Annotated in this window: 19 protein-coding genes; 11 read left to right on the forward strand and 8 right to left on the reverse strand. The window is 41.8% G+C overall.

What is annotated here, in order from left to right; all coding sequences use genetic code 11:
* The 5 genes from A8805_RS11690 (at position 1) to A8805_RS11710 (ending at position 3,808) form a co-directional block, all read left to right on the forward strand.
* Positions 1–648 (forward strand): phosphate propanoyltransferase, encoded by a 648-nt coding sequence (locus A8805_RS11690; RefSeq protein WP_109711307.1) that lies wholly within the window; start codon positions 1–3, stop codon positions 646–648.
* Between the two features lie 152 nt (positions 649–800).
* Positions 801–1,067, forward strand: coding sequence for a EutN/CcmL family microcompartment protein (locus A8805_RS11695; protein ID WP_109711309.1), 267 nt, complete (start codon positions 801–803; stop codon positions 1,065–1,067).
* 5 nt (positions 1,068–1,072) lie between these two features.
* The gene (locus A8805_RS11700; protein ID WP_109711311.1) at positions 1,073–2,422 is read left to right on the forward strand and encodes a 4Fe-4S dicluster domain-containing protein; all 1,350 of its coding nucleotides are present in this window, start codon (positions 1,073–1,075) and stop codon (positions 2,420–2,422) included.
* On the forward strand, positions 2,415–2,963 hold the full coding sequence (locus tag A8805_RS11705) for a BMC domain-containing protein (protein WP_109711313.1): 549 nt from the start codon (positions 2,415–2,417) through the stop codon (positions 2,961–2,963). The genes A8805_RS11700 and A8805_RS11705 overlap by 8 nt, the downstream gene beginning before the upstream one ends.
* An 80-nt stretch (positions 2,964–3,043) precedes the next feature.
* On the forward strand, positions 3,044–3,808 hold the full coding sequence (locus tag A8805_RS11710) for a DeoR/GlpR family DNA-binding transcription regulator (protein WP_109711315.1): 765 nt from the start codon (positions 3,044–3,046) through the stop codon (positions 3,806–3,808).
* 133 nt (positions 3,809–3,941) lie between these two features.
* Here the strand turns inward: A8805_RS11710 and A8805_RS11715 are convergent, their stop codons facing one another.
* Positions 3,942–4,811 (reverse strand): helix-turn-helix domain-containing protein, encoded by an 870-nt coding sequence (locus A8805_RS11715; protein WP_109711317.1) that lies wholly within the window; start codon positions 4,809–4,811, stop codon positions 3,942–3,944.
* A gap of 218 nt (positions 4,812–5,029) precedes the next feature.
* Here A8805_RS11715 and A8805_RS11720 point away from each other — a divergent pair, with 218 nt between their 5' ends.
* The 4 genes from A8805_RS11720 to A8805_RS11735 all read left to right on the forward strand — a co-directional run bounded on the left by A8805_RS11720 (position 5,030) and on the right by A8805_RS11735 (position 10,100).
* On the forward strand, positions 5,030–6,535 hold the full coding sequence (locus A8805_RS11720; RefSeq protein WP_109711542.1) for a sugar ABC transporter ATP-binding protein: 1,506 nt from the start codon (positions 5,030–5,032) through the stop codon (positions 6,533–6,535).
* A 2-nt stretch (positions 6,536–6,537) separates the two neighbouring features.
* Positions 6,538–7,548 carry an ABC transporter permease gene (locus tag A8805_RS11725; RefSeq protein ID WP_109711319.1) on the forward strand — a complete coding sequence of 337 codons (1,011 nt, stop codon included), beginning with the start codon at positions 6,538–6,540 and terminating at the stop codon, positions 7,546–7,548.
* A complete protein-coding gene (locus A8805_RS11730; RefSeq protein WP_109711320.1) occupies positions 7,548–8,822 on the forward strand; it encodes an ABC transporter permease in 1,275 nt (424 codons plus the stop codon). The genes A8805_RS11725 and A8805_RS11730 overlap by 1 nt, the downstream gene beginning before the upstream one ends.
* A gap of 96 nt (positions 8,823–8,918) precedes the next feature.
* Positions 8,919–10,100 carry a substrate-binding domain-containing protein gene (locus A8805_RS11735; RefSeq protein ID WP_109711322.1) on the forward strand — a complete coding sequence of 394 codons (1,182 nt, stop codon included), beginning with the start codon at positions 8,919–8,921 and terminating at the stop codon, positions 10,098–10,100.
* 107 nt (positions 10,101–10,207) lie between these two features.
* On the opposite strand, the gene A8805_RS11740 is transcribed toward A8805_RS11735, so the two are convergent.
* Positions 10,208–11,089 carry a helix-turn-helix domain-containing protein gene (locus A8805_RS11740; RefSeq protein WP_109711324.1) on the reverse strand — a complete coding sequence of 294 codons (882 nt, stop codon included), beginning with the start codon at positions 11,087–11,089 and terminating at the stop codon, positions 10,208–10,210.
* 157 nt (positions 11,090–11,246) lie between these two features.
* Here A8805_RS11740 and A8805_RS11745 point away from each other — a divergent pair, with 157 nt between their 5' ends.
* Positions 11,247–12,746, forward strand: a complete 1,500-nt coding sequence (locus A8805_RS11745; RefSeq protein ID WP_109711325.1) for an L-fucose/L-arabinose isomerase family protein — start codon at positions 11,247–11,249, stop codon at positions 12,744–12,746.
* Here A8805_RS11745 and A8805_RS11750 read toward each other — a convergent pair.
* The 6 genes from A8805_RS11750 to A8805_RS11775 all read right to left on the reverse strand — a co-directional run bounded on the left by A8805_RS11750 (position 12,743) and on the right by A8805_RS11775 (position 20,194).
* Positions 12,743–13,822, reverse strand: coding sequence for a sensor histidine kinase (locus A8805_RS11750; protein ID WP_109711327.1), 1,080 nt, complete (start codon positions 13,820–13,822; stop codon positions 12,743–12,745). The two genes, A8805_RS11745 and A8805_RS11750, sit on opposite strands and share 4 nt — an antisense overlap.
* Positions 13,819–14,535 carry a response regulator transcription factor gene (locus A8805_RS11755; RefSeq protein ID WP_109711329.1) on the reverse strand — a complete coding sequence of 239 codons (717 nt, stop codon included), beginning with the start codon at positions 14,533–14,535 and terminating at the stop codon, positions 13,819–13,821. The genes A8805_RS11750 and A8805_RS11755 overlap by 4 nt, the downstream gene beginning before the upstream one ends.
* 61 nt (positions 14,536–14,596) lie before the next feature.
* Positions 14,597–15,532 carry an ABC transporter permease gene (locus tag A8805_RS11760; RefSeq protein ID WP_109711331.1) on the reverse strand — a complete coding sequence of 312 codons (936 nt, stop codon included), beginning with the start codon at positions 15,530–15,532 and terminating at the stop codon, positions 14,597–14,599.
* A complete protein-coding gene (locus A8805_RS11765; protein WP_109711333.1) occupies positions 15,520–16,455 on the reverse strand; it encodes an ABC transporter ATP-binding protein in 936 nt (311 codons plus the stop codon). Before A8805_RS11765 ends, A8805_RS11760 begins: the two co-directional genes overlap by 13 nt.
* A 143-nt stretch (positions 16,456–16,598) precedes the next feature.
* Positions 16,599–18,629 (reverse strand): histidine kinase, encoded by a 2,031-nt coding sequence (locus A8805_RS11770; RefSeq protein ID WP_109711335.1) that lies wholly within the window; start codon positions 18,627–18,629, stop codon positions 16,599–16,601.
* The gene (locus A8805_RS11775; protein WP_109711337.1) at positions 18,626–20,194 is read right to left on the reverse strand and encodes a response regulator transcription factor; all 1,569 of its coding nucleotides are present in this window, start codon (positions 20,192–20,194) and stop codon (positions 18,626–18,628) included. The genes A8805_RS11770 and A8805_RS11775 overlap by 4 nt, the downstream gene beginning before the upstream one ends.
* Before the next feature lie 209 nt (positions 20,195–20,403).
* On the opposite strand from A8805_RS11775, the gene A8805_RS11780 reads away from it, so the two are divergent.
* Entirely contained in the window at positions 20,404–21,894 is a 1,491-nt protein-coding gene (locus A8805_RS11780) for a sugar ABC transporter ATP-binding protein (protein ID WP_109711339.1), read from the forward strand.
* Positions 21,895–21,910: the final 16 nt, after the last annotated feature.

Here is a 21,910-nt window from a genome sequence, read left to right on the forward strand (position 1 = left end):
ATGGATAACGGCAATGTAGAATTAATCACAAAAATGGTATTGGAAGCCATTGATAAGCAAAAGACTTCTGATAATACCGGATACATGGTGCCGGTTGGAGTGTCCGCAAGACATGTCCATTTAACCCAGGAACATGTAGAGGTCCTGTTTGGCCCAGGATATCAGCTGACAAAGAAAAAGGAACTGATGGGCGGACAATATGCATCAAATGAACTGGTTACCATTGTGGGTCTGAAGCTTAGGGCCATTGAAAATGTCAGGATTTTAGGGCCTGTGAGAACGAAGTCTCAGGTAGAGGTTTCTGCGACAGATGCTATCCGTCTTGGCGTGAAGGCTCCAATCAGAGAGTCAGGAAATATTGCCGGGTCGGCTGCGGTTGCAGTGGTGGGACCAAAGGGAGCTCTTTACCTGAATGAGGGATGTATCATAGCCAAAAGACATATCCACATGGCACCGAAGGATGCGATGGCAGCAGGGGTACATGATGGAGATACCGTATCCGTAAAAGCGGATAATGAAAGAGGAACTGTTTTCAATCATGTTCAGATTCGTGTAGATGACAGCTTTACCTTGGAGATGCATATTGACACGGATGAAGCAAATGCAGCCAGGATTGTAACAGGAGATACAGTAAGAATTATCAAATAAGACAGAGTATTGTACAGATATCGTATACTCATTGCATTATTAATGTTCAATAAGTATACCTAAGATTATAGGGGATGCCGCGGCATCCCCTACAAGAATAAAGAGAAAAGCGGATTCCAAATATCTGCTTTGACCCGCACAAGGAGGATGTTATGCTGATAGGTAAGATAAAGGGAAGTGTTGTCTCAACACGCAAATGTGAAAATTTAGTCGGCAACAAGCTTATGATTGTGGATGTTTTGGAGCATATGCAGACAGGAGCAAAACAACTCATTGCGATTGATAAAATAGGTGCGGGTGTAGGCGATTATGTGTTAGTGGCACAGGGAAGCGCGGCCAGAATTGGTTCCGGGATGCCGGATGCACCTGTTGATGCGGCGATTGTTGGTATTATTGACGATGGAACAGGACTGGAGTAGCAGATATGGACATGAAAGAATTGAGCAGCATATTGCAGCAAGCCGGTATTGTTGGTGCAGGTGGTGCAGGCTTTCCTACATACGCGAAGTTAGATGAACGCGCAGAAACAATTATCCTGAACTGTGCGGAATGTGAGCCGCTGCTGAAATTACATAGGCAATTATTAGAGAAATATGCACAGGAAATCGTTGAAACCTTTCATATGATAGGGCAGGCTGTAGGAGCCAAAGAAGTTGTGATTGGAATCAAGAAAGCCTATACTAAAACAATTGATGCACTGAATGAAGTAATCGGGGAATACCCCGAGGTCAGGCTTGGACTGTTGGATGAGGTATATCCGGCGGGTGATGAAGTTGTATTAATTTATGAAGTGACCGGTAAGGTGGTAAAGCCGGGTGGGCTCCCCATTGAAAGCGGAGTAGCTGTATTTAATGTTGAGACCGTATATAATGTATATAAAGCTGTCAGCCAGAAGCTGCCGGTTGTAGATAAATTGGTATCTGTTGTGGCTGAGGTAGAAAATCCGGTGACGGTAAGAGTACCTCTCGGCACAACAATGGAAGAAGTAGTGAGAATGGCCGGCCATGTTACGGTGAAGAACCCGGTATATTTCATCGGAGGACCGATGATGGGCTTTATCGGCAGTGGTTCACAGCCGGTTACTAAAACCACAAATGCGATATTGGTATTACCAGAGGAGCATTTGATTATTCAGAGAAAAAGAGAAAAGTCATCGATAGATTTGAAACGTGCGGCGGCCTGTTGCTGCCAATGTAATATGTGTACAGATTTATGTCCAAGAAATCTCCTGGGTCACCCTGTAGAACCGCACTTATTCATGAGGGCAGCAACCTGTAAGGATATACAGCAGCCGGACATATTTTTGAATACAATGTTTTGTTCTTCCTGTGGCCTGTGTGAAATGTATTCCTGCATGCAGGGGTTATCACCAAGGTCTTTGATGACAGAATATAAAGCAGGATTACGGGCGAATGGAATAAAGCCCCCCCAAGGTGTTGTACCCAAAAAGGCAGGCGGGGAAAGAGAGTACCGTAAAGTTCCTATGGAACGCTTGATGGCAAGGCTGGACCTGACCCGCTATGACAAGGAAGCTCCTCTGGATGAGTCATCAGCCCACATCAGTAAAGTAAAGATATTGCTGAGCCAGCATATCGGAGCACCTGCATCTGCGGTTGTAAAAATGGGTGATAAGGTGACAAGAGGACAGATGATTGCCGAACCAGGCAAAGGATTAAGTGTAGGCATTCATGCAAGTATTGACGGTACGGTCAGTGAAGTGAATGAAAGATTTATAATCATAGAAATGCAGGAAGGACGTGCAGGCAATGAGTAAGGCAATTGGAATGGCAGAATATAAGACTGTTTCAGCAGGTGTCGTGGCAGCGGATGCTATGGTCAAGACTTCTGATGTGAACATCATTGAGGCCCAAACGGTATGTCCGGGAAAATACATTGTAATCATTTCAGGAGACTTAAGTGCGGTAAATGCAGCAGTTGAAACTTCCAGAACACTGCATGGAAAGCACCTGATTAACAGTTTTATTCTTGGAAACCCACACGAATCCATTTTTCCGGCAATCTATGGAGCTTCGAAGATTGAAGAAGTATCTGCTCTGGGAATACTGGAGACATATGATGCAGCGTCTATTATCGTGGCGGCAGATGAGGCCGCAAAGACAGCAATTGTTGATTTGATTGAGCTTAGAATTGCCCGCGGTATGTGCGGGAAATCTTATTTGATGCTGACAGGTGAGGTTGCAGCTGTAGAAGCTGCGATTGAAAAAGCGGAGGCTGCAGCTGCAAAAGATGGGATGTATCTGGACTCATCTATTATCGCACATCCGGATGATCAGATCCGCGAGGCAATTTTGTAACCGTTCAGCCATGCGAAACCAGGCTTGCGGCCGAACTGTAATGTAACTTTAAAAATCCAGTAATACCGGGAGGCAATGTGATGCTTGCAATAGAAAGACGTAATGAAATATTGGAAAAACTTCAGGCTGAACGGCGTGTAGTGGTAAGTGAACTTAGCCAGTTATATGAAGTGTCTGAGGAAACAATCCGCAGGGATTTAGAAAAGCTGGTGAATGACGGCTATGCTATTAAGAGTTACGGCGGTGCCGTAATGAACGAAAATGTGAGCATTGATCTTCCCTTTAATATCAGGAAGAACCGCAATGTAGTCGGGAAGCAGCGTATTGCAGAACTGATGAACAGCCTGATACACGATGGGGACAGCATCATGCTGGATGCAAGCTCAACAGCAGTGTACATTGCAAAAGCCTTAAAAGATAAGAAGAACTTGACATTGATTACAAATTCAATAGAAATCATTATTGAATTGTTTGATGTGCCGGATTGGAGTGTGCTGTCCACCGGCGGCGTATCAAGAGAGGGTTCCTTTGCTCTTGTAGGACCTCAGACAGACAGGATGCTTCGCTCCTATCATGTAGATAAGACTATTATTTCGTGCAAAGGAGTTGACCTTGCTTCAGGTATTACAGATTCCGATGATCTTCATGCAAATAATAAGAAAACAATGCTGGAAGCGGGAAAACAGAAGATTCTTGCAGTGGACAGCAGTAAGTTTGATAAGACAGCATTTACATCAATTGGAATGCTGGAAGATATAACGACTCTTGTTACTGACGAAAAGCCTGGAGACATATGGCTTCGGAAGTTTGAGGAGTTGGGGATAGAGTGTATCTATCCAGAATAGAGAGTGTGGCAGGAAGCGCACTCTCGAAGAAGTGCGGGTTCGTTTGAATAATCTTACGAACCCGCACTTTTTTTAAAGTCTACAATATACATTTAGTTCAGATTTTGGGGTCTGAGGTGCCGAATGCACTTTTCTAATAATAGTCTCTATATTCGCTTGGAGTCATATGTACAGAACGTTCAAAGGCCCGCAAAAAGGTAAGAGAGGTTTTAAAGCCAACCTTGCTGGCAATTGAGCTGACGGAAAGTTTGGAATAAGCAAGTAGTTCTTTCGCCTTGTTTATCCGGTATTCGTTCACATACTTGTGGATAGTTACTCCCATCTGCTGCTTGAATATTTTGCAAAAATAATATTTCGAGAAACCCACTTTGTTAGAAATCGTTTCTATACTCAATTCTTCTTTATAATTCAAAGAAATATATTTCAAAGCTGCATTGATGCTGCTCTCCTGTGCGGGGGTCAGTTCTTTTATAGCCTGCAAATCGTAAACAATATCATAAAGGGAAGTAAAAATATTGTGTACCAGCATAGAAGAATGTATATATTTCCATCCATCATTATTATTTCCTGCAGGTTCACACAGTATATGGAAAAGCTCCATAAAAGAGTCCAGCACATTTGTAAAGGGGTTGCACAAGACAATATTATCGTGGGTGCGGACCATGTTATAAAACAGCTTGGAATGGCTTCCTCTGATGATAAAATAATAATACCTCCACTCCTTTGAAACCCTGGTAAAAATCAGCGTGGTATTGCAGGAGGTAACAATAACAGAATTAGGCTGGACATAAAAGGTTCTGTTGTCTTTTGTATAGCGCACTGTCCCTTCAACAGAGTATAAAAGAAGGTATTCACTGTAATTATTTTGTTTCCCAAGAGTGAATTTCTTTTCACTGCAGTAACCACATTCCTTAATTATAAAAGGAAAAGAATCTCCCATCGGGTTTGGAGAGAAGCTTTCAGAATGAAATTTTTCCGGAAAGTCTTTCTTAGGTGATGCCATAATGTGTATTCTCCAGTCCATATGTTGTAAAAATGCTACAAAAATTATAACATTTTGGATTAAAAATAACAAATGCTTTAAAATGACAATTTATGATAACGAAATAACAATTTATGATATTGAATAATAGAGGAAAGGTAGTGATACTAGGTGCATGGATAGGAGGATATGAGAAAGAAGTCAAACAGGAAAACGAAAAGGTGAAAGGGGAAAGCAGAATGAGTGAGTATATCTTGGAACTGAAAGATGTAGTAAAAACTTTCGGTGGTGTGACTGCGTTGGACGGCGTACACTTTCAGTTAAAAAAAGGTGAGATACATGCTCTTATGGGTGAGAACGGTGCCGGTAAGTCTACATTCATCAAAGTAATAACAGGAGTTCATCAGCCGGACAGCGGTATGATGCTGCTGGAAAAGGAGAAAATTACCCTTCGTTCTACGGAAGATTCGGCAAAACTTGGGATAGCGGCCATATATCAGCATGTTACGGCTTTTCCCGATTTGTCGGTAACAGAAAATATTTTCATGGGGCAGGAAATAAAGAATAAGTTTGGAATTTATAACTGGAAACTGATGACTCAGAGGGCAAAAGAGCTAATCGAGCCATTGAGTAAAAATATTGATGTATCTAAACCAATGAGCACACTTTCTGTTGCCCAGCAACAGTTGGTAGAGATTGCAAAGGCTTTTTCAAGAGACGCGAGAATCCTGATTATGGATGAGCCTACAGCATCACTTTCAAGAAGGGAATGTGAAGAGCTGTACCAGATTACAGAACACTTGCGGGATGAAGGGGTATCTATTATTTTTATTACACACAAGTTTGAAGATATGTACCGTCTGGCAACCAGAGTTACGGTGTTTAGGGATTCAAAATACATAGGCTGCTGGGATGTGGATAAGATATCCAACCAGAAATTAATTGCAGAGATGGTTGGACGTGAATTGACACAGATGTATCCTCCCAAGAGTGCCCAAATTGGCGATGTTGTGCTGAAAGTAAGTGACATTTCCAAGGAAGGATATTTCAAAAATGTGTCTTTCGATGTACGGAAAGGAGAAATTCTTGCGTTGACCGGACTGGTTGGGGCGGGACGTACAGAGGTTTGCCAGAATATTTTTGGCATTATGACGCCAGATTCAGGTTCCTTCGAACTGGAAGGAAAGGTGGTAAAGATTAACAGTCCAATTGATGCATTAAATTATGGAATTGGCCTGCTGCCGGAAGACAGACAGACCCAGGGACTTGTGAATGAGCTTCCCATTTATCAAAATGTATCTTCTGCCGATATGAGTAGGTTTGTAAAAGGCGGCAGAATTGACGTGGCAGCAGAGGCGAAAAATGCCATTGAATTGTGCCAGAAGATTCAGCTTAAGGCAAAGGATATCAGTGCTCCGCCGTCTTCTTTATCAGGTGGAAACCAGCAAAAAGTAGTCTTTGCAAAATTGCTGAGCTGTGATTTGAAAGTGCTGATTTTGGATGAGCCCACCAAGGGTATCGATGTTGGTGCCAAGTATTCCATTTATGAAATTATGAATGAACTGACAGCAAATGGATATGCGATTATCATGGTATCCTCCGAAATGCCGGAGGTTCTTGGAATGGCGGACCGGATTGTTGTTATGAGAAATGGGCGGATTGCCGGAAAGTTCGATACAGACGGCACAACCCAGGAAATGATTCTGGAAGCATCTTTAAAACATGAAGATGGGAGGGAGAGTTAGGAATGGGAACTACAGAAAGTAATAAATCAATCCTTGCAAAAATGACAGGGAACAGAAACTTCGGTTTGCTTCTTGGACTTGTTGTTCTCCTTATTCTTGCAGCAATTATTACCCCATCGATGTATTCGGTGAACTCGATTATTAACATGCTTCAGAACAATGCTGTATATGGGCTTCTCGCAATTGGTGAGATGATGGTTATTCTGACAGCAGGTATTGATATCTCTATTGGAGCAACTCTGTCCCTGACAGGTGTGGTATGCTGTCGTCTGATGGCGGAAAATCCGAGTGTGCCGGCAGTTGTGTGGGTTCTGCTTGCACTGGTAATTGGCGCACTGTGTGGTGCATTTAACGGAATTCTTGTAGGTTATTTCAAGATGGTCCCTATGATTGCAACGCTTGGAACCATGTATGCATTCAGAGGATTTTCCTTCTTGTTCAGCGGTGGACAATGGTGGTTTCCCCATCAGTTTACAGAAGGGTACTTAAAGTTTGCCACACTAAGAATCTTGGGTATTCCGTCAATTTTGTGGATTCTGGTTCTTGTGTTTGCCCTGGCAATTCTTTTCCTGGGATATACATCAAGAGGAAGAAGGATTTATGCAATTGGGACAAACCGCGAATCATCACAGGTTGCAGGTATCAGGGAGGAGCGGGTCGTATTTCTTGCTATGACACTTTGCGGTGCACTGGCAGGGCTTGGCGGAATGCTTTATACCGCAAATTATGCGACATGCAGCTACAGCATAGGGGAAGGTTATGAAATGACAGCCATTGCAATCTGCATTCTCGGAGGCGTAAGCATCAGTGGTGGAAAAGGAAAGGTTGATGGAGTCATCATCGGATTTTTGATGATGGCGGTTATTACATACTTCATCAGTCTTCTCCCAGGTTTAAGCGTATGGTCAGACGCGATCCAGGGAGCAATCATCATTGCTGCAGTTGCACTGAATATTTATATGGAACGCTCTGCTGAAAGGAGAGCACTGAAGGAAAGGAGTGCTTTAATCTGATGAGTGGAGAAAAAAATGTGAAAATACCACCTGTGAGAGATTTGGAAATAAAACAGGGGTTTAACTTGTCAAAGTTTTTGGTGAGCTGGGAAATGGTATTGGTCTATATTTTGATTTTGATTAACATCGTGTTAATGGTCAAAAAAACAAATCTTTACTTTTCACAGGGAACAATTCAGGCGATTATTCAGTCTGGAATGGATGTGTGCCCTCTTGTGCTGGGTATGATCTTCATACTGATGCTGGGAGATATTGATGTGTCGGTAGCTTCCAACATGATTTTCGCATCTATGGTAACCGGATTGTGCTGCGCATCAGGTATGCCCGCTTTTATCGGTGTCTTTGCCGGAATCCTGGCAGGAGCACTGTGTGGGGCATTTAACGGTTATTGTGTGGCATACATAGGAATGCCCGCGGTTATTGTGACAATTGCCACGTCCATGCTGTTCAGGGGTATTGTAAAGATTATACTTGATGTCAATGTACTGAAAGTATTTCCAAGTTTTTATACAACTGTTGCATGGGTGAATATTGCGGGAATCCCGTTTTCATTGATTCTGTTTCTGATTATGGGTGCAGTATTTGTTTTTATACTTCATAAATCAAGATTTGGAAGAAAGCTGTATGTTATCGGAAACAACGCAACATGTGCACAGTATTCAGGTATTGATGTTAGAAAGACAAAATTAATTGTATTTATCCTTATGGGCGCTATGTGCGGAATTGCCTCTATTTTCTTTGTAGGAAGAATGGGAGGAAGTGTGTCTTCTACAATGGGCACAGGATATGAGATGACGGCTATTGCAATCTGCGTTTTGGGCGGCGTATCTACAAATGGTGGAAAAGGAAAGGTTTACGGACCTGTTATCGCAACTCTCATTATGGCATTCCTTACTTATACGCTTGGATTGCTGGAAGTAGATGCCAATTCAAGAAAGATTGTTACAGGATTTATCCTGATTATTGCAGTCCTGATTCCTAGTGTAAACAGACAGCTCATTGCCAACATCAAGTTAAAAGCGATTTATAAGGGAAATAAAAATGTAGAGGCATTAAATAACAGAACGGCAGAAGAAGTAAAAGCTTTAAAAAATGCGATGGCGGAGATAAAAAAAGACACTGCATTAAACGAGTCTGATAAAACAGCAAAAATTAAAAAGTATAAGGATAAGATTGCATCTCTCCAAAAGAAATGCAAAGAACAGAGCACAGCATGGCTGCAGGAGCAGAAGGAGGATGAAAGAAAAGCCAGAGAGCGTTTTGCAGTAAAGTAACCTTGAATATTCGCAACTCAATCAGTATTTTTATCTAGTATTTTGATATAGGCAGCGGAAGGCTGTTTATAAAATAAAAAACAAGGAGGAAGTAGTATGAGAAATTGGAAGAGGTTAGTAGCATTAGGAGTAAGCGCAATGATGCTGGCATCATTGGCAGGATGCAGTACCACGAAAAGTGAAACGGCAAACGGGGGAGAAGCAGGGGATAAGACTGCAGAAGCTTCCAGCGGCGGTTCTCTGGAAGGAACAAATGTATTTATGTTCAAGTCTACAGGAAATACTTTTGGAGATTTGATGTATGAGGGATTTTCAGAGTATTTGGAAACAAAGGGGCAGAAAACAGCATATAAAAGCCCTGCTGAAACAACAGTTGCCGCACAGGTACAGATGCTGGATGAACTGATTACCCAGAAGGTGGCTTCTATTACAATTTCTACAAATGGTGACGCAGGCTACGATGAAGTATTTAAGAAGGCAAAAGAAGCAGGAATCCCTATTGTATCTATCGACTCCGAGGCAAATCCGGAATACCGCGTCTGCCACGTGAATCAAGCTGAAACAGCAGACATTGGGTCTTATCTTATCCAGGCAGCCGTATTAATCACACTTGGTGTTGATTATCCTGGGGATGGAAAGATGGAAGAAACAGTAAAGAGCGAACTTGATAAATATTCAGGAGATGAAATCAAGCTGGGCGTTCTTTCCGCATCCATAGACACACCGGTACAAAACTCATGGATTGCAGAAATGGAAAAAGAATTGGCAAAGGATTTCTATACAGGAAAAGTAAGTCCGAACCTTGACAAGAAATATGGCAACGATGACTTGACAGAGTCTACAACCCAGGCTCAAGCATTTATTGCAGAAAATTCTGTGGACTGTATCATTTCCCCTACAACAGTAGGTATTGCCGCAGCAGGTCAGGCACTTAAGTCAGCAAACAGCGACATCAGACTGACAGGTCTGGGGCTTCCTTCTGAAATGCAATCCTTTATGCCTAAGTCATCAGATGACAATGCATTTGATTCTGTTTGCCCGTACATGATGCTGTGGGATGTTATTCACCTGGGAGCAGTGGCAGGAGCCGCTATAGACGCAACACTTAATGATGGATTCGACGGAAAGGTTGGTTCTTCATTTAGCATGGATAAATTCCGGGACTATGACGCTGCAACATACGAAGCATACCAAAGTGGAGATGGAACAGCCGTCCTTGCAGGAACACCGTTTATCTTTGATAAAGATAATATGAGCGAGTGGATTGACGTTCTGTAGGATACTGGTTTATAAAAAGGAGGGAGAGAATTCTGAGTAAGGAATTCCCTCCCTTTTTTATTCCTTATTCACTTTTCTAACCATTGTACAGAGGTACATGTTTTATCTTAAATTTTATCCCTCCATGACTTTCTATATGCAAGAGGAGTAATCCCCTCCCGTGTTTTAAATAGATTAATAAAATGAGTCACATGATTTATACCCGTCTCGAAAGCAATCTCATGAATGGACAAGTCAGAATATTTCAGCAGTTCTTTGGCATAAGAGATACGGGTTACGATGAGATACTCATTAATTGTGAGTCCCATGTATCTTTTGAATTCTTTTGATATATGATAACGGCTTCTGTGAGTAAGCTCTTCAAAATGAGAAAGTGAAAGCTCTGATTTGAAGTTTTTGTTAATTTCCCGGGAAATTTCTTTCACGTAATCAGGAATAAGAAAGGTATCTGCACTGTTAGTAGCTGTTTGAAGCAATAGTTCCGTCAGAATACTATTAATCAAATTAGAAGTAACCAGCTCTGTGGTTAAATCTCTCTTCTTATAAAGCCGAATTATCCTCCAGAGTGTGCGTTCCATAAAGGAGCTGTCTCTGCAATTCAGGATGCGGAATTCATTTCTTGTAAATTCCTTATAATATCCTAAAGCACTGTTTCCATTAAAATGAATCCAGAGAATTTCCCAGTCTTCTTCTTCGTCTGTATGGTAAAGATGATGCTGTTCACAGTGAATAAAAAAGCATTGTCCTTTCGTGAGAGTATAGTCATGGCCCTCATACTGCAGATGCCCTTTCCCGGATACTGTATAAATAATCAAAAAGGAGTCCAGGTTCTGGCGTTCAGAAAAATATGGATAAAAGGTCTTAAAATATCCAATTTCCTGTGTATAAAAATATGTTGCTTTGGCTGTCCTGCCGGACGTAATAATCATACGGATGGAGTCTTCGCTCCAGGTGTGGAAACCGCGTTCCAAAAGTGTTTGCTGCTTCATAAATACCACCACAATATTCTGCTATTTTTGAACAATTTGCTTGGATGCAATTCTTATATTACAAGATTATAATGTATTTGTAAACAAATAACAAAGCAAAGTTAGTTTATAGCTGAGCTGTAACTAAATGTATGCATGGATAGCAGGAGGTTAAGTTATGTTTGAGAGAAAAAATCTAAAAAAACCTAAAATTGGAATTTATTCTATGGGATTGAAGCATTACTGGACACAGTTCCCGGGTCTTCAGGAAAGACTGATTGAATATGGAAAGTTTATAACTGAGAAAGTGGAACAATTCGGCGCGGAAGTATATTATTATGGATTGGTTGATTGTGAGCAGGAGGGCGAGAAGGCGGGAGAGTATTTCAATGAAGTACATGCGGACCTGGTTCTGGCACACTCAGCTACTTATGTAACAAGTGCATCTATTCTTCCGGTTCATCAAATCTGCAATGCACCTGCTGTAGTATTGAATCTTCAGCCAACAGCAAGGATAAATTATCAAAAGACAACAACGGGAGAATGGCTTGCACACTGCGGAGCATGCCCGGTACCGGAAATATCAAATGCATTTAACCGCGCGGGAATAAAGTTCCGTGTTGTGAATGGACTTCTGGGTCTGGATTATACACCTGAAATTTCTATGACAAATGAGGCAACTGCAGAACGTCCTGAAGCAAAGCGTGCATGGAAAAAGATAGAGGAATGGGTATTGGCTGCAAAGGTAAAATGTAATTTAAGAGGGGCAAGATTTGGATTTTTAGGTAACACATACAGTGGAATGCTGGATATGTACAGTGACTTTACCATGTTCCAGGCCCAGACGGGAGCTCATTTGCAGGTACTGGAGATGTGTGATCTGGACCGTCACCTGCAGAGTGTAACGGAAGAAGAAATCGCAGAAATGAGAAAAGAGATAGAGGAATTCTTTACAATCAGTGAGGATGCGGCAGCAGATCCTCTTGCGCAAAAACCTACGGATGCACAAATGGATTGGTCCGCCAGGGTTGCTGTAGCTCAGGAGAAATTAGTAAAAGAATTTGACCTGGATGCACTGACTTATTACTATCATGGTGCACCTGGCAATCATTATGAAGAACTTCAGGGAGGTTTTATTGTAGGGCATTCTCTTTTGACGGCAAAAGGAATTCCATGTGCAGGAGAAGGAGATTTAAAAACCTGCCTGGCAATGAAGGTGTGTGATATTTTAGGAAAGGGCGGCAGTTTCTGTGAGATTGTAACTGTGGATTACGAGGATAACACCATTCTTCTTGGCCATGACGGACCATTCCATCTGGAGATAGCAAAAGGAAAACCAATTTTGAGAGGAATGGGACTATATCACGGCAAACAGGGAACCGGTGTATCGGTAGAGGCAAAAGTGCGCAGCGGAGAGATTACCAATTTGGGATGTACGCAGACCATAGACGGTAAACTGAAGTTTATCATAACAGAGGCTGAATCAACAGACAGGGAAGTTATGACAATTGGAAACACTCAGACACCTGTTAAGTTTAAAAAAGACCCGGATTCTTATATGGATGAGTGGTTTTGTGAGTCACCCACACATCACTTTGCCATGAGTATCGGGCATCATGGACTGCTCTATGAGAAGGTAGCGGATTTGCTGGAAGTACCATCTGTTACACTGGATTAAAGCATGTGTGGCAATCGGATTATAATTGATGTTCCATGCCCTATTTTACTTTTCACATCTATTGTTCCCTGATGTGCGGTTATAATCTGCTTGACAATCGCCATACCAAGCCCTGTTCCACCAGCAGGAATATCAGTTGAGGTTCCCCGATAATAGCGGTCAAACAAATGGCTGGCACATTGTTCATCCATTCCTTTGCCATTGTCTGTTACCTGAATTTCTATATGTGTACTATTGTGTATCTGTACTATAATTGCCGTACCCGCCGGATTATGAACAACCGCATTGACCAGCAGGTTTGAAAAAGCTCTTTTGAGCAATCCGGCGTTACCCATTAAATAAAGAGGTTCTTCCTCTCCAAGTATTTCAAAGCTATTATCTTTAACAGAAGGCATATTTGCTGCTTCCGCAACCACTCTGCGGATTAGTTCTATCAGTTCGATTTTTTGAGAAGAAAACTTGATGCCGGTGGGGTGATCCATCCGAAAAGCGATTCCCAGGTCGTTGATAAGTTCCTCCATGTGGGCAGACTTATCCTTGATAAGTTGTAAAAATTCTTTCTTTTCGTCTTCGCTCCATTCATGTTTATCTGCCAAGAGTATGTCTGTATAACCGGAAATATAAGACAAAGGGGTTTTTAAGTCATGGGTGATTCCTGCCGCCCATTCCTGCCTCAACTGCTCAAACTCTGTCCGCTTCCGTTCATTTTCCAGCAGGGTTGCAGACAGAGCTTCAAGATTCGCATAGACCTCACGGTAAAGGCGGCTGGAAGGTGAGCGGAAGCGTGTATTCGTGACGGTATTAAAATACTCTCCGTTTGATAGCTTTCTTATTTTCACTAAAATATCTGCCATTGGCCGTGCAACATAATAGCCGTAAAACAAGCAATATAACAAGTAGACTGCAATAATTATCCATGTTGTCAGATTAACAATAAATAGTTTTTCGGGTTGTTTAAGAACAATAATGTAGAAAATGGCTGGCAGTGAAACAAATACAAACATCAATATCTGATGCAGTATAAAATTCAAGGTAAAGCGGACAACCAGCTTACCGTTTACAAGGTTTATTTTCATACCGTTTCACCTTGCTTAGGGGGGATAAACTTGTAACCAATTCCTCTTAGATTGACAATGAGAGAAGGGTTCTTTGCATCCCGCTCTATTTTTTTACGCAGGCGCATAATATGAATGGAAACCGTTTTTTCGTCTCCAATACTGTCATAGCCCCATATATGCTCGTATAATTGCCCTGCGGTAAATACTTGATTGGGATGGTCGGCCAAAAAAAGCAAAAGTTCAAATTCTTTGGCCGGACAAGACACTTCTTGCCCGTCTACCCGCAATTGTGCGGCTTTTCTATCAATGACAATAGGACCGAAATGATAAATCTCTGTTGCTTGCGAAGCATTTTGATATTGTTTCAGCCTTCGAAACTGTACATTAATACGCGCGGCTACCTCCAAAGGGTTGAAGGGTTTTGTGATATAATCATCCCCTCCAATCCCAAGCCCGGTCAACTTATCCAAATCACTTGAACGAGCGGTAAGAAACAATATGGGGACAGCGGTATGCTGCCGTATTTCCTGACATAATCTAAATCCGTCCGTATCGGGCAGCATCACATCCAATACAATCAGGTCATAGGGATTCCGGTTGATTTTTTCCATTGCTTCCTGCCCTGTAAAGGCACTGCCGATGGAAGTATAACCTTCCTTGCGAAGTATCGTTTCCAGCATTTTCACAATGCCGGGTTCATCATCGACAATGAGTATTTTTTGCAGACGCATTCTTCTGCCTCCTTTTCTGGTATGATAATTTTTATTATCTAACAATTAAAAAAAATAGCCATTATATGGACACGTCACGTTTTTTGAAAACTATCCAGCTTATCAGTGAAAGGGCAGAGATATATACAAGCAAGACGGAGATTGAAAAGCCCACCGTCATTTCAGGTCTGGCCGGAATATGGAATATATATAGGCTGATGTCACTGTTGGCAAAGGGCAGGTATTTTAACCATTCAAATTTTGCCGTTGCATCAATCATGGAATTACCCACAATCATAATAAACATCGAGATTCCAACCGCCAAAGCACTATTGCGCAAAACCGTAGATATGGCGATAGCAATGGCCACATAGCTCAGAATAGGAATAATGCTCAAACCGTACATTTTTATCACCTGCACAACAACGTTCTGTTGGACAATTTGCCCCTGTTGATTTAAGAACAAATCGGTGATATGAATATCTCCAAATCCATAAAGCAGCGCATTTGTTACATATCCACACACCAACAATAATGCCAGCATAACAACGGCAAACAAGGAGGCAGCGATATATTTTGAAAATAGAATTTTTGTGCGGCTGTGGGGACGAATGAGCAGCAGCTTCATTGTTCCGGCTGTATATTCCCCGGCAACTACATCTGCGGCAATAACGATTGTAAAAATAATAACCATCTCGATTAAACCAGCAGTAGTCAACAGTGCTGACCAGGGGTTGGCAGGGGGCGTGGGTATATCGTTCTCCAAACGATATTTAGCGATATTTAATTTGTTTTCATTGTCAATCCGGGGCGTACGCGGCGTCTCTGTAATCTTTGAGCGTTCTTCATACAACTGGACGAGCTGTGTTGTTTCAGCCCGCCAATTTTCTGTATTTGTGCTATTTATTTTACCCATAACAGATGCACCTATGGTGATAGCAACTAATAGTAACAGCAGAATCCATGTTAGTTTCCGGTTGTATATTTTCATACTTTCATTAGCAACTAATCCACGCATTTCTTCTCCTCCGTTATCTCCAAAAACTTATCTTCCAATGTCTGCTCTTTCATTTGGATGCTATACACCTGAATACCCGCATCCATCAAGAGTTTATTTATTTTTGGAATTTCTTCTTTATCCATTTGAATAAATAATTGTCCTGGATGTTCCGTCGGTAAAGCTGTTTTGTTTGCATTAGCAATCAACCATTTCGCCTGTTCCATTTGTGCAGGTTCCACGGTGACGCAAATACGGGAAGCCCCGCCTTTATGAACAAAGTCCTGTATGTTTTGAATACTGACCAGCTCTCCATTTTGCAGAACCCCAACACGGTCGCACATTAATTCCATTTCGGAAAGCAGATGGCTTGAAACGAAAACGGACACGCCTTCCTCGTGGGCAAGTCTTTTCAAATAATTGCGCAATTCGTGAATACCCGCAGGGTCAAGACCATTCGTCGGTTCATCCAGAATCAGAAGCGGGGGACGATGCAGAAGAGCCTGTGCAATTCCTAAACGCTGGCGCATACCGAGTGAATAGGTTCTAACTTTGTTGTGAATCTTTTCTTTTAATCCGACAATCTCAACCATTTCATTGATGCGGGTTTTTGAAACACCAGGAATCATTCGCGCATAATGCTTCAAATTTTGATACCCGGTCAAATGCTTATATAAATCAGGATTTTCAACAATGGCTCCCACATTTCGGATTGCCTTATTAAAATCCTTTGTAATGCTGTGTCCGTTGATAACAACGTCGCCCTGACTTATTTTTATCAGTCCCACCATCATGCGGATTGTGGTTGTCTTTCCTGCTCCGTTAGGGCCTAAAAAGCCGAAAACCTCCCCGGCTGGAATATCAAAAGAAAGATCATTCACGATATTCCTATTTCCAATTCTTTTTGTTGCATGTTGCAGCTGTACTACTGGTGCTTGATTCATATATCTCTTTCCTTTCTATAGGCACTAAAAATACCTTTTCGGTAGTTTCAGGTAGAGTATAAAAAGTGAAAGTAAACGGATGGTAAACGGAAAGCAAACACAGTACAAACTCTTAAAGGATGGAAACAGGAAACATCCCTTTTTTAAAGTATATGGCGTCTATATTCCTCAGGAGAGCAGCCAAAGTGTTCCTGAAACTCTGTGAAGAATTGCTGCAGGCTTTTATATCCGCATTCCTCCGCGATTTCGTAAAGATTAATTTCAGGGCGGGACAGGAGATTAAGGGCCTGTACAAGGTGACTCTCTTTTAGTGATTCATCCCCACTGTTCTCTGCCAGAATTTCGGTTTTATATTCACTGGGGATGACGGCGGGAAGGCGGAATTCTACTTCTGTACCTTTGCCCGGGACGCTGCTATAGGTAAGTCCATACTGGGGGCCATACATGAGCTGAAGCCTCCGGTGAGTGTTATAAACACCAATATTAGAACCGGAGCCTGATGAAACACCATGTCCGTTCAGAATATTTTCCAGTTTTTCTTTGGACATACCCACCCCATCATCAGAAATCAATATAACTATCGTTTCTTCTTCCAGCCATCCGGTAAGGACAATTGTTCCCTGCTTGGTTTCTTTTTCCAGAATACCGTGAAGAATACAATTTTCAATCACTGGCTGGAAGGTTAACTTTGGAATAGAACGTTCCAGCAGATGATCCGGAACATCGACCAGGAAATCTATTTTATCATGAAAGCGCATGTTTTGCAGCTGCACATAAATGGATACGTGTTCGATTTCGTTTGCTATAGTACTTAAGCTTTTTTTTCGGCTCAGGGTAAGCTTATAAAAGCGGGATAATTTCTGAATAGCGGAAGTTACCTCCCGGGAACGTCCCTGTTGGGAAAGCCAGTTAATCATATCCATTGTGTTATATAAAAAATGCGGATTTATTTGGGACTGGAGAGAATTGAACTCTGCTATGCGCAGGTCCTCTGCGGCTTTTGCCTGTTTCTCCATCAATTGGTTGATAACCCGGGTCATGTAATTATAAGTGGAAATCAAATCACCGATTTCATCCTGAGTATCTGCGGCAGGAAGCGCAACCGGGGGCTCTATTCTGGATTTCGCCATCTGATTGATGACTGCTGATAACCGCTTTGTAATGGAGCGGGAAAGTAGTGTGGCAATCAGGAAGGCGATAATAATACAGGCTATATATACAAGGATAAAGCCAACCATAATACTTATACTTTTATTAATTATAGGCTGGGAGGGCATGGCTACAACCATGTACCAGTCTGTATTTTTTATACGGTAGAATCCGGCGTATACATCTTCACCCAGCACATTTTTCAATATAAAGTTATTGGACGACATGAAGTGCTCCTGCACTTCGTCATAACTGAAATGATAAGTACCGGACAGAGCAGGGTTTGTAGTAGCAACAAGATTGTCTCTGTTGTTAATGATATAAGCTACATTACTCTCCGATGTCAGATTATCTCTCAGCAGAGTATCAAAATGTTCCTGGGAAAAATAGATTGCAAGAAAACAGGGGGTATACTCATTGTTATATGCCATGCTGGACTTTGTAATATATGCCATATCACCATTGTTCTTAATTTCATTTGAGCCAAGATAAAAGGAAGGACAGAACAATTCATTCAGGGAAGGAGAGCCATTGAAAATTCCATACCAGTAGGTTCCCCGTGCATTATTGATGGGAAGGAGCGTATCCGAAACAGGGCGTCCGGAAAAAACAGGATCATCCTGAGGAATATCCATATACATTTTTACATCTGTTACAAGGCCCTCATCTATGGCCCTTTCTATCGTCTCCTGGAAAGTTTCTGCACTTTTAGAATCAGCAAGGAGACTTAAAGAGTCTGTTCCGTTAGAGCTGAGGGAGAGCTTGTAAAAATCCTGATTGGTAATCTGATTGTGTAAATCAAGAATTTTTGAAATTGTATCCTCAATCAGCGGAGCTGTCTGAGTAGATGCGCTCTGCTCTGTCCGTATAGTATCTGAAATAATCATGTCATAAAGCCTTGTATAGAAAAAGACTGCCAGAACAACCATAGGGATTGTTGCAATCACGAGATGGGTAAAGGTAAATTTGGTCTGAAGTTTCAGGCCTTTATAGGATTTGCTCATGGCTGGAAATATAATTTTCATTTCAACATCTTCTCTCTGTATTTTGACGGGGACAATCCCGTGAACTTTTTGAAACTCTTACTGAAGTAATTACCATTACTATAGCCTACCTTGGATGAAATGTCCGCAATCTGATAACGTGCATCGGAAAGAAGCTGCATTGCTTTTTCCATCCGATATTCAGTCAGATACTGATTTAGAGTATGTCCCGTCTGATTTTTAAAATACGTACATACATAGGAGGCAGAAAGAAATACATGGTCACTGATCTCCTTAATTGAAAGAGTATCTTCTGCATAGTGCTTACTTATATAGTCCTTAATCAAAAAGATTGTAGAATCCTCCGGAACATATGAGTTAATACTTTGGAAAAATTGTTCTGTCTTAGTAACAAGCATCTGATGAAGTTCCTGATAAGCGAAGCAGTTCTCCAGGTGCTCTATAATGCTTTCTTCTGTACTGTTTTCACTTAAGTCCCGGCTCAGTTTTAACTTCAGGCGGCTGTCATTGATGTTCATAAAAAGCTTATAATAAAGGTCTTTCACTTGATTAGGCAGCAGAACATGGTTTTGGAAATAAGTGGAATACAGGTTTTGGAGTATAGCTGTACAGGCGGAAGAATCTTTCGAGAGAAGGGCTTCTGTAAATAAAACTGAAATATTTTCCGTGTCATTTATTACGCCTGTATTTATGTGGAAATCATTCCTGCCGGAGGCAGAAAGAAGGGTTCCGGGCTGAAAGAAGAAACTGCTTTGCAGCAGAACCACAGCAGTTGCATAGGATTGATAAACTTTTCCAATACCAGTTACCGATTCACCCTGTCCAATGAAAAAATCTCCAAATACACAGAACTGCTTTTTGAAATATTGCCCTATGGCAGTCAGTGCAGTCGCGGATGGTTTGCTGCTTCCCATAATGTGGAACACATGGTAAATTGCGTGAAGCTGAATATAAAATGCCTGAAGGTGATAATGGGCAATAAAATCAGAAAAATCACTGCGGAGTTCATTAATAGCTGAGCTGTCAGGTTCGTTTGTCTTTAGTTTTACAATGTATGTGGTAAAGCTGCTTCCTGGAATCAGACGCAGAGAAAGTTCTTCTGTCAGGCTCATAATTTTCTCAACATTTTCTTTGTAAGGCTTTGTGAAAAGAAGTGCTAGATGAGAGGTCGTTTCCATAGAGTAGAGATTTTCATTCTGACGTGTGCGCAGATTCTTTCGTCGTCTTTCTTTTGCCTCCAGAACAGCTTCTTTGATTTCCTCAGGGTCCAGGGGTTTTTCCACATAGTTAATGGCCTTCAGCTTGATTGCCGCTTTTAAATATTCCTTATCAGAATAGCCGCTCATAAAAATTACACTGGTGTCAGGGAGGAATTTCTCCAGTGCTTCTACCATCTGGATTCCGTTCATACGCGGCATACGGATGTCGCACAGTATGATGTCAGGTTTTTGGGAGCGGGCAATGTTAAGAGCATTGATTCCGTCATCAGCCTGAAAAACCTGTGTAATACCCAAAGATTCCCAGTCCAAAGAAGCAATCAGGCCTTCCCGTGTTAATTCCTCATCATCGACAATCAATAATTTCATATAGAAACTCTCCTTTTATACAGCTTTTCAATTGCGAAACATACGTTTGACTGGCTATAGCAAAACTACCCTCGCATAATTTTATTCTAATCAAAGTTTATATAAAAATCAATACAATAATAAATTACCCAAAATCAAAATATTTTCCTGTTTCAGAAAAATTTTATCATTGTTACACTTAATTAAGAGAGGAAAAGGAGGAGAACACGGTGTCTGAATATGTTTTGGAATTAAAAGGTGTTACAAAAATATTTCCTGGTGTAAAAGCGTTGAACAACGTGCATTTCCAGCTCAAAAAAGGTGAAGTCCATGCATTGATGGGTGAGAACGGAGCAGGGAAGTCCACTTTCATTAAGGTGATAACTGGTGTACATAAAGCAGAAGAAGGCGAAATGTTTCTGGATGGAGAGAAGGTAAACTTCAAAGGCCCCAGAGACGCACAGGCGGCAGGGATTGCGGCTGTCTATCAGCATCCCACATCGTATCCGGATTTGACGGTGGCAGAGAATATTTTCATGGGGCATGAGATTATAAAGAATGGTATGATCCAGTGGAAAAAAATGAATGAAGAAGCGGCAAAGTTACTGTCCCGGCTGAATGCGGACTTTGCGCCCACGGCTGAAATGGGTGCGTTAAGTGTGGCACAGCAGCAGATGGTTGAAATTGCAAAAGCACTTTCCACGAATGCCCGGATTATTATCCTGGATGAGCCGACAGCGGCGCTGACAAAGAATGAATCAGAGGAATTGTACAGGATTGTTGACAAGCTCAAAGAGAATGGAGTTTCTGTTATCTTTATTTCTCACCGTTTTGAGGACATGTACCGATTGGCAAGCAGGGTCACGGTATTCCGTGATTCACAGTATATCGGGACCTATGATGTGGATGAAATTACCAATGCAGATTTGATCAAAGCGATGGTAGGACGTGAGATTAAAGACTTGTTTCCGAAGCCGGAGGTCCAGATTGGGCCGGAGGTTCTAAGAGTTGAAGGACTTTCCAGAGTAGGATATTTCAAAAATGTTTCTTTCAGTGTTCGCGCAGGTGAAATTGTGGGCCTGACCGGGCTGGTCGGTGCAGGACGTACGGAAGTGGTTGAGAGCATTTGTGGAATCACAAGACCTGATGAAGGCAAGGTGTTCCTGGAAGGGAAAGCAGTACATATAAAAAGACCCTCGGATGCTATGGGGCAGGGAATCATTCTTTTACCTGAGGACCGGCAGAGAGACGGTTTGATTATGAGTTGGGGGCTTGGCAGAAATGTAACCCTTCCTACTATGGGCAAGTATGCAAAGCGCGGATTCAATAATGAGAAGAAAGAAAGAGATATAGCCAAGAAGCTTTTAGAGGACGTAGATACAAAGGCTGTTACAATTTTTGATCCTGCATCCTCACTTTCCGGGGGTAACCAGCAGAAAGTTGTAGTTGCCAAGGCTCTTGGACAGGAGATGAAAGTTGTCATCATGGATGAGCCGACAAAAGGTGTTGATGTCGGTGCAAAGGCTGAGATATACCAAATTATGGGAGATCTTGCAAAACAGGGTTATGCGATTATTCTGATATCCTCAGAAATGCCTGAGACTCTTGGCATGAGTGACAGAGTTATTGTGATGTGTAATGGAAAAGTAACCGGGGAATTGAATCGTGATGAGGCAACTCAGGAGGGAATTCTTGAGCTGGCTATGGAAAAATCAAAGTAAGGAGGAAATGGGAAAG

The organism is Faecalicatena contorta (assembly GCF_003149105.1).
GTDB lineage: Bacteria > Bacillota > Clostridia > Lachnospirales > Lachnospiraceae > Muricomes > Muricomes contortus_C.

Excerpts from the sequence above, each read along its gene's own strand:
- A8805_RS11700 (WP_109711311.1), top strand. The coding sequence starts at position 1,073 with ATGGACATGAAAGAATTGAGCAGCATATTGCAGCAAGCCGGTATTGTT.
- A8805_RS11720 (WP_109711542.1), top strand. The coding sequence starts at position 5,030 with ATGAGTGAGTATATCTTGGAACTGAAAGATGTAGTAAAAACTTTCGGT.
- A8805_RS11740 (WP_109711324.1), bottom strand. The coding sequence starts at position 11,089 with ATGAAGCAGCAAACACTTTTGGAACGCGGTTTCCACACCTGGAGCGAA.
- A8805_RS11695 (WP_109711309.1), top strand. The coding sequence starts at position 801 with ATGCTGATAGGTAAGATAAAGGGAAGTGTTGTCTCAACACGCAAATGT.
- A8805_RS11735 (WP_109711322.1), top strand. The coding sequence starts at position 8,919 with ATGAGAAATTGGAAGAGGTTAGTAGCATTAGGAGTAAGCGCAATGATG.
- A8805_RS11755 (WP_109711329.1), bottom strand. The coding sequence starts at position 14,535 with ATGCGTCTGCAAAAAATACTCATTGTCGATGATGAACCCGGCATTGTG.
- A8805_RS11730 (WP_109711320.1), top strand. The coding sequence starts at position 7,548 with ATGAGTGGAGAAAAAAATGTGAAAATACCACCTGTGAGAGATTTGGAA.
- A8805_RS11705 (WP_109711313.1), top strand. The coding sequence starts at position 2,415 with ATGAGTAAGGCAATTGGAATGGCAGAATATAAGACTGTTTCAGCAGGT.
- A8805_RS11715 (WP_109711317.1), bottom strand. The coding sequence starts at position 4,811 with ATGGCATCACCTAAGAAAGACTTTCCGGAAAAATTTCATTCTGAAAGC.
- A8805_RS11760 (WP_109711331.1), bottom strand. The coding sequence starts at position 15,532 with ATGCGTGGATTAGTTGCTAATGAAAGTATGAAAATATACAACCGGAAA.
- A8805_RS11765 (WP_109711333.1), bottom strand. The coding sequence starts at position 16,455 with ATGAATCAAGCACCAGTAGTACAGCTGCAACATGCAACAAAAAGAATT.
- A8805_RS11770 (WP_109711335.1), bottom strand. The coding sequence starts at position 18,629 with ATGAAAATTATATTTCCAGCCATGAGCAAATCCTATAAAGGCCTGAAA.
- A8805_RS11745 (WP_109711325.1), top strand. The coding sequence starts at position 11,247 with ATGTTTGAGAGAAAAAATCTAAAAAAACCTAAAATTGGAATTTATTCT.
- A8805_RS11750 (WP_109711327.1), bottom strand. The coding sequence starts at position 13,822 with ATGAAAATAAACCTTGTAAACGGTAAGCTGGTTGTCCGCTTTACCTTG.
- A8805_RS11775 (WP_109711337.1), bottom strand. The coding sequence starts at position 20,194 with ATGAAATTATTGATTGTCGATGATGAGGAATTAACACGGGAAGGCCTG.
- A8805_RS11710 (WP_109711315.1), top strand. The coding sequence starts at position 3,044 with ATGCTTGCAATAGAAAGACGTAATGAAATATTGGAAAAACTTCAGGCT.
- A8805_RS11690 (WP_109711307.1), top strand. The coding sequence starts at position 1 with ATGGATAACGGCAATGTAGAATTAATCACAAAAATGGTATTGGAAGCC.
- A8805_RS11725 (WP_109711319.1), top strand. The coding sequence starts at position 6,538 with ATGGGAACTACAGAAAGTAATAAATCAATCCTTGCAAAAATGACAGGG.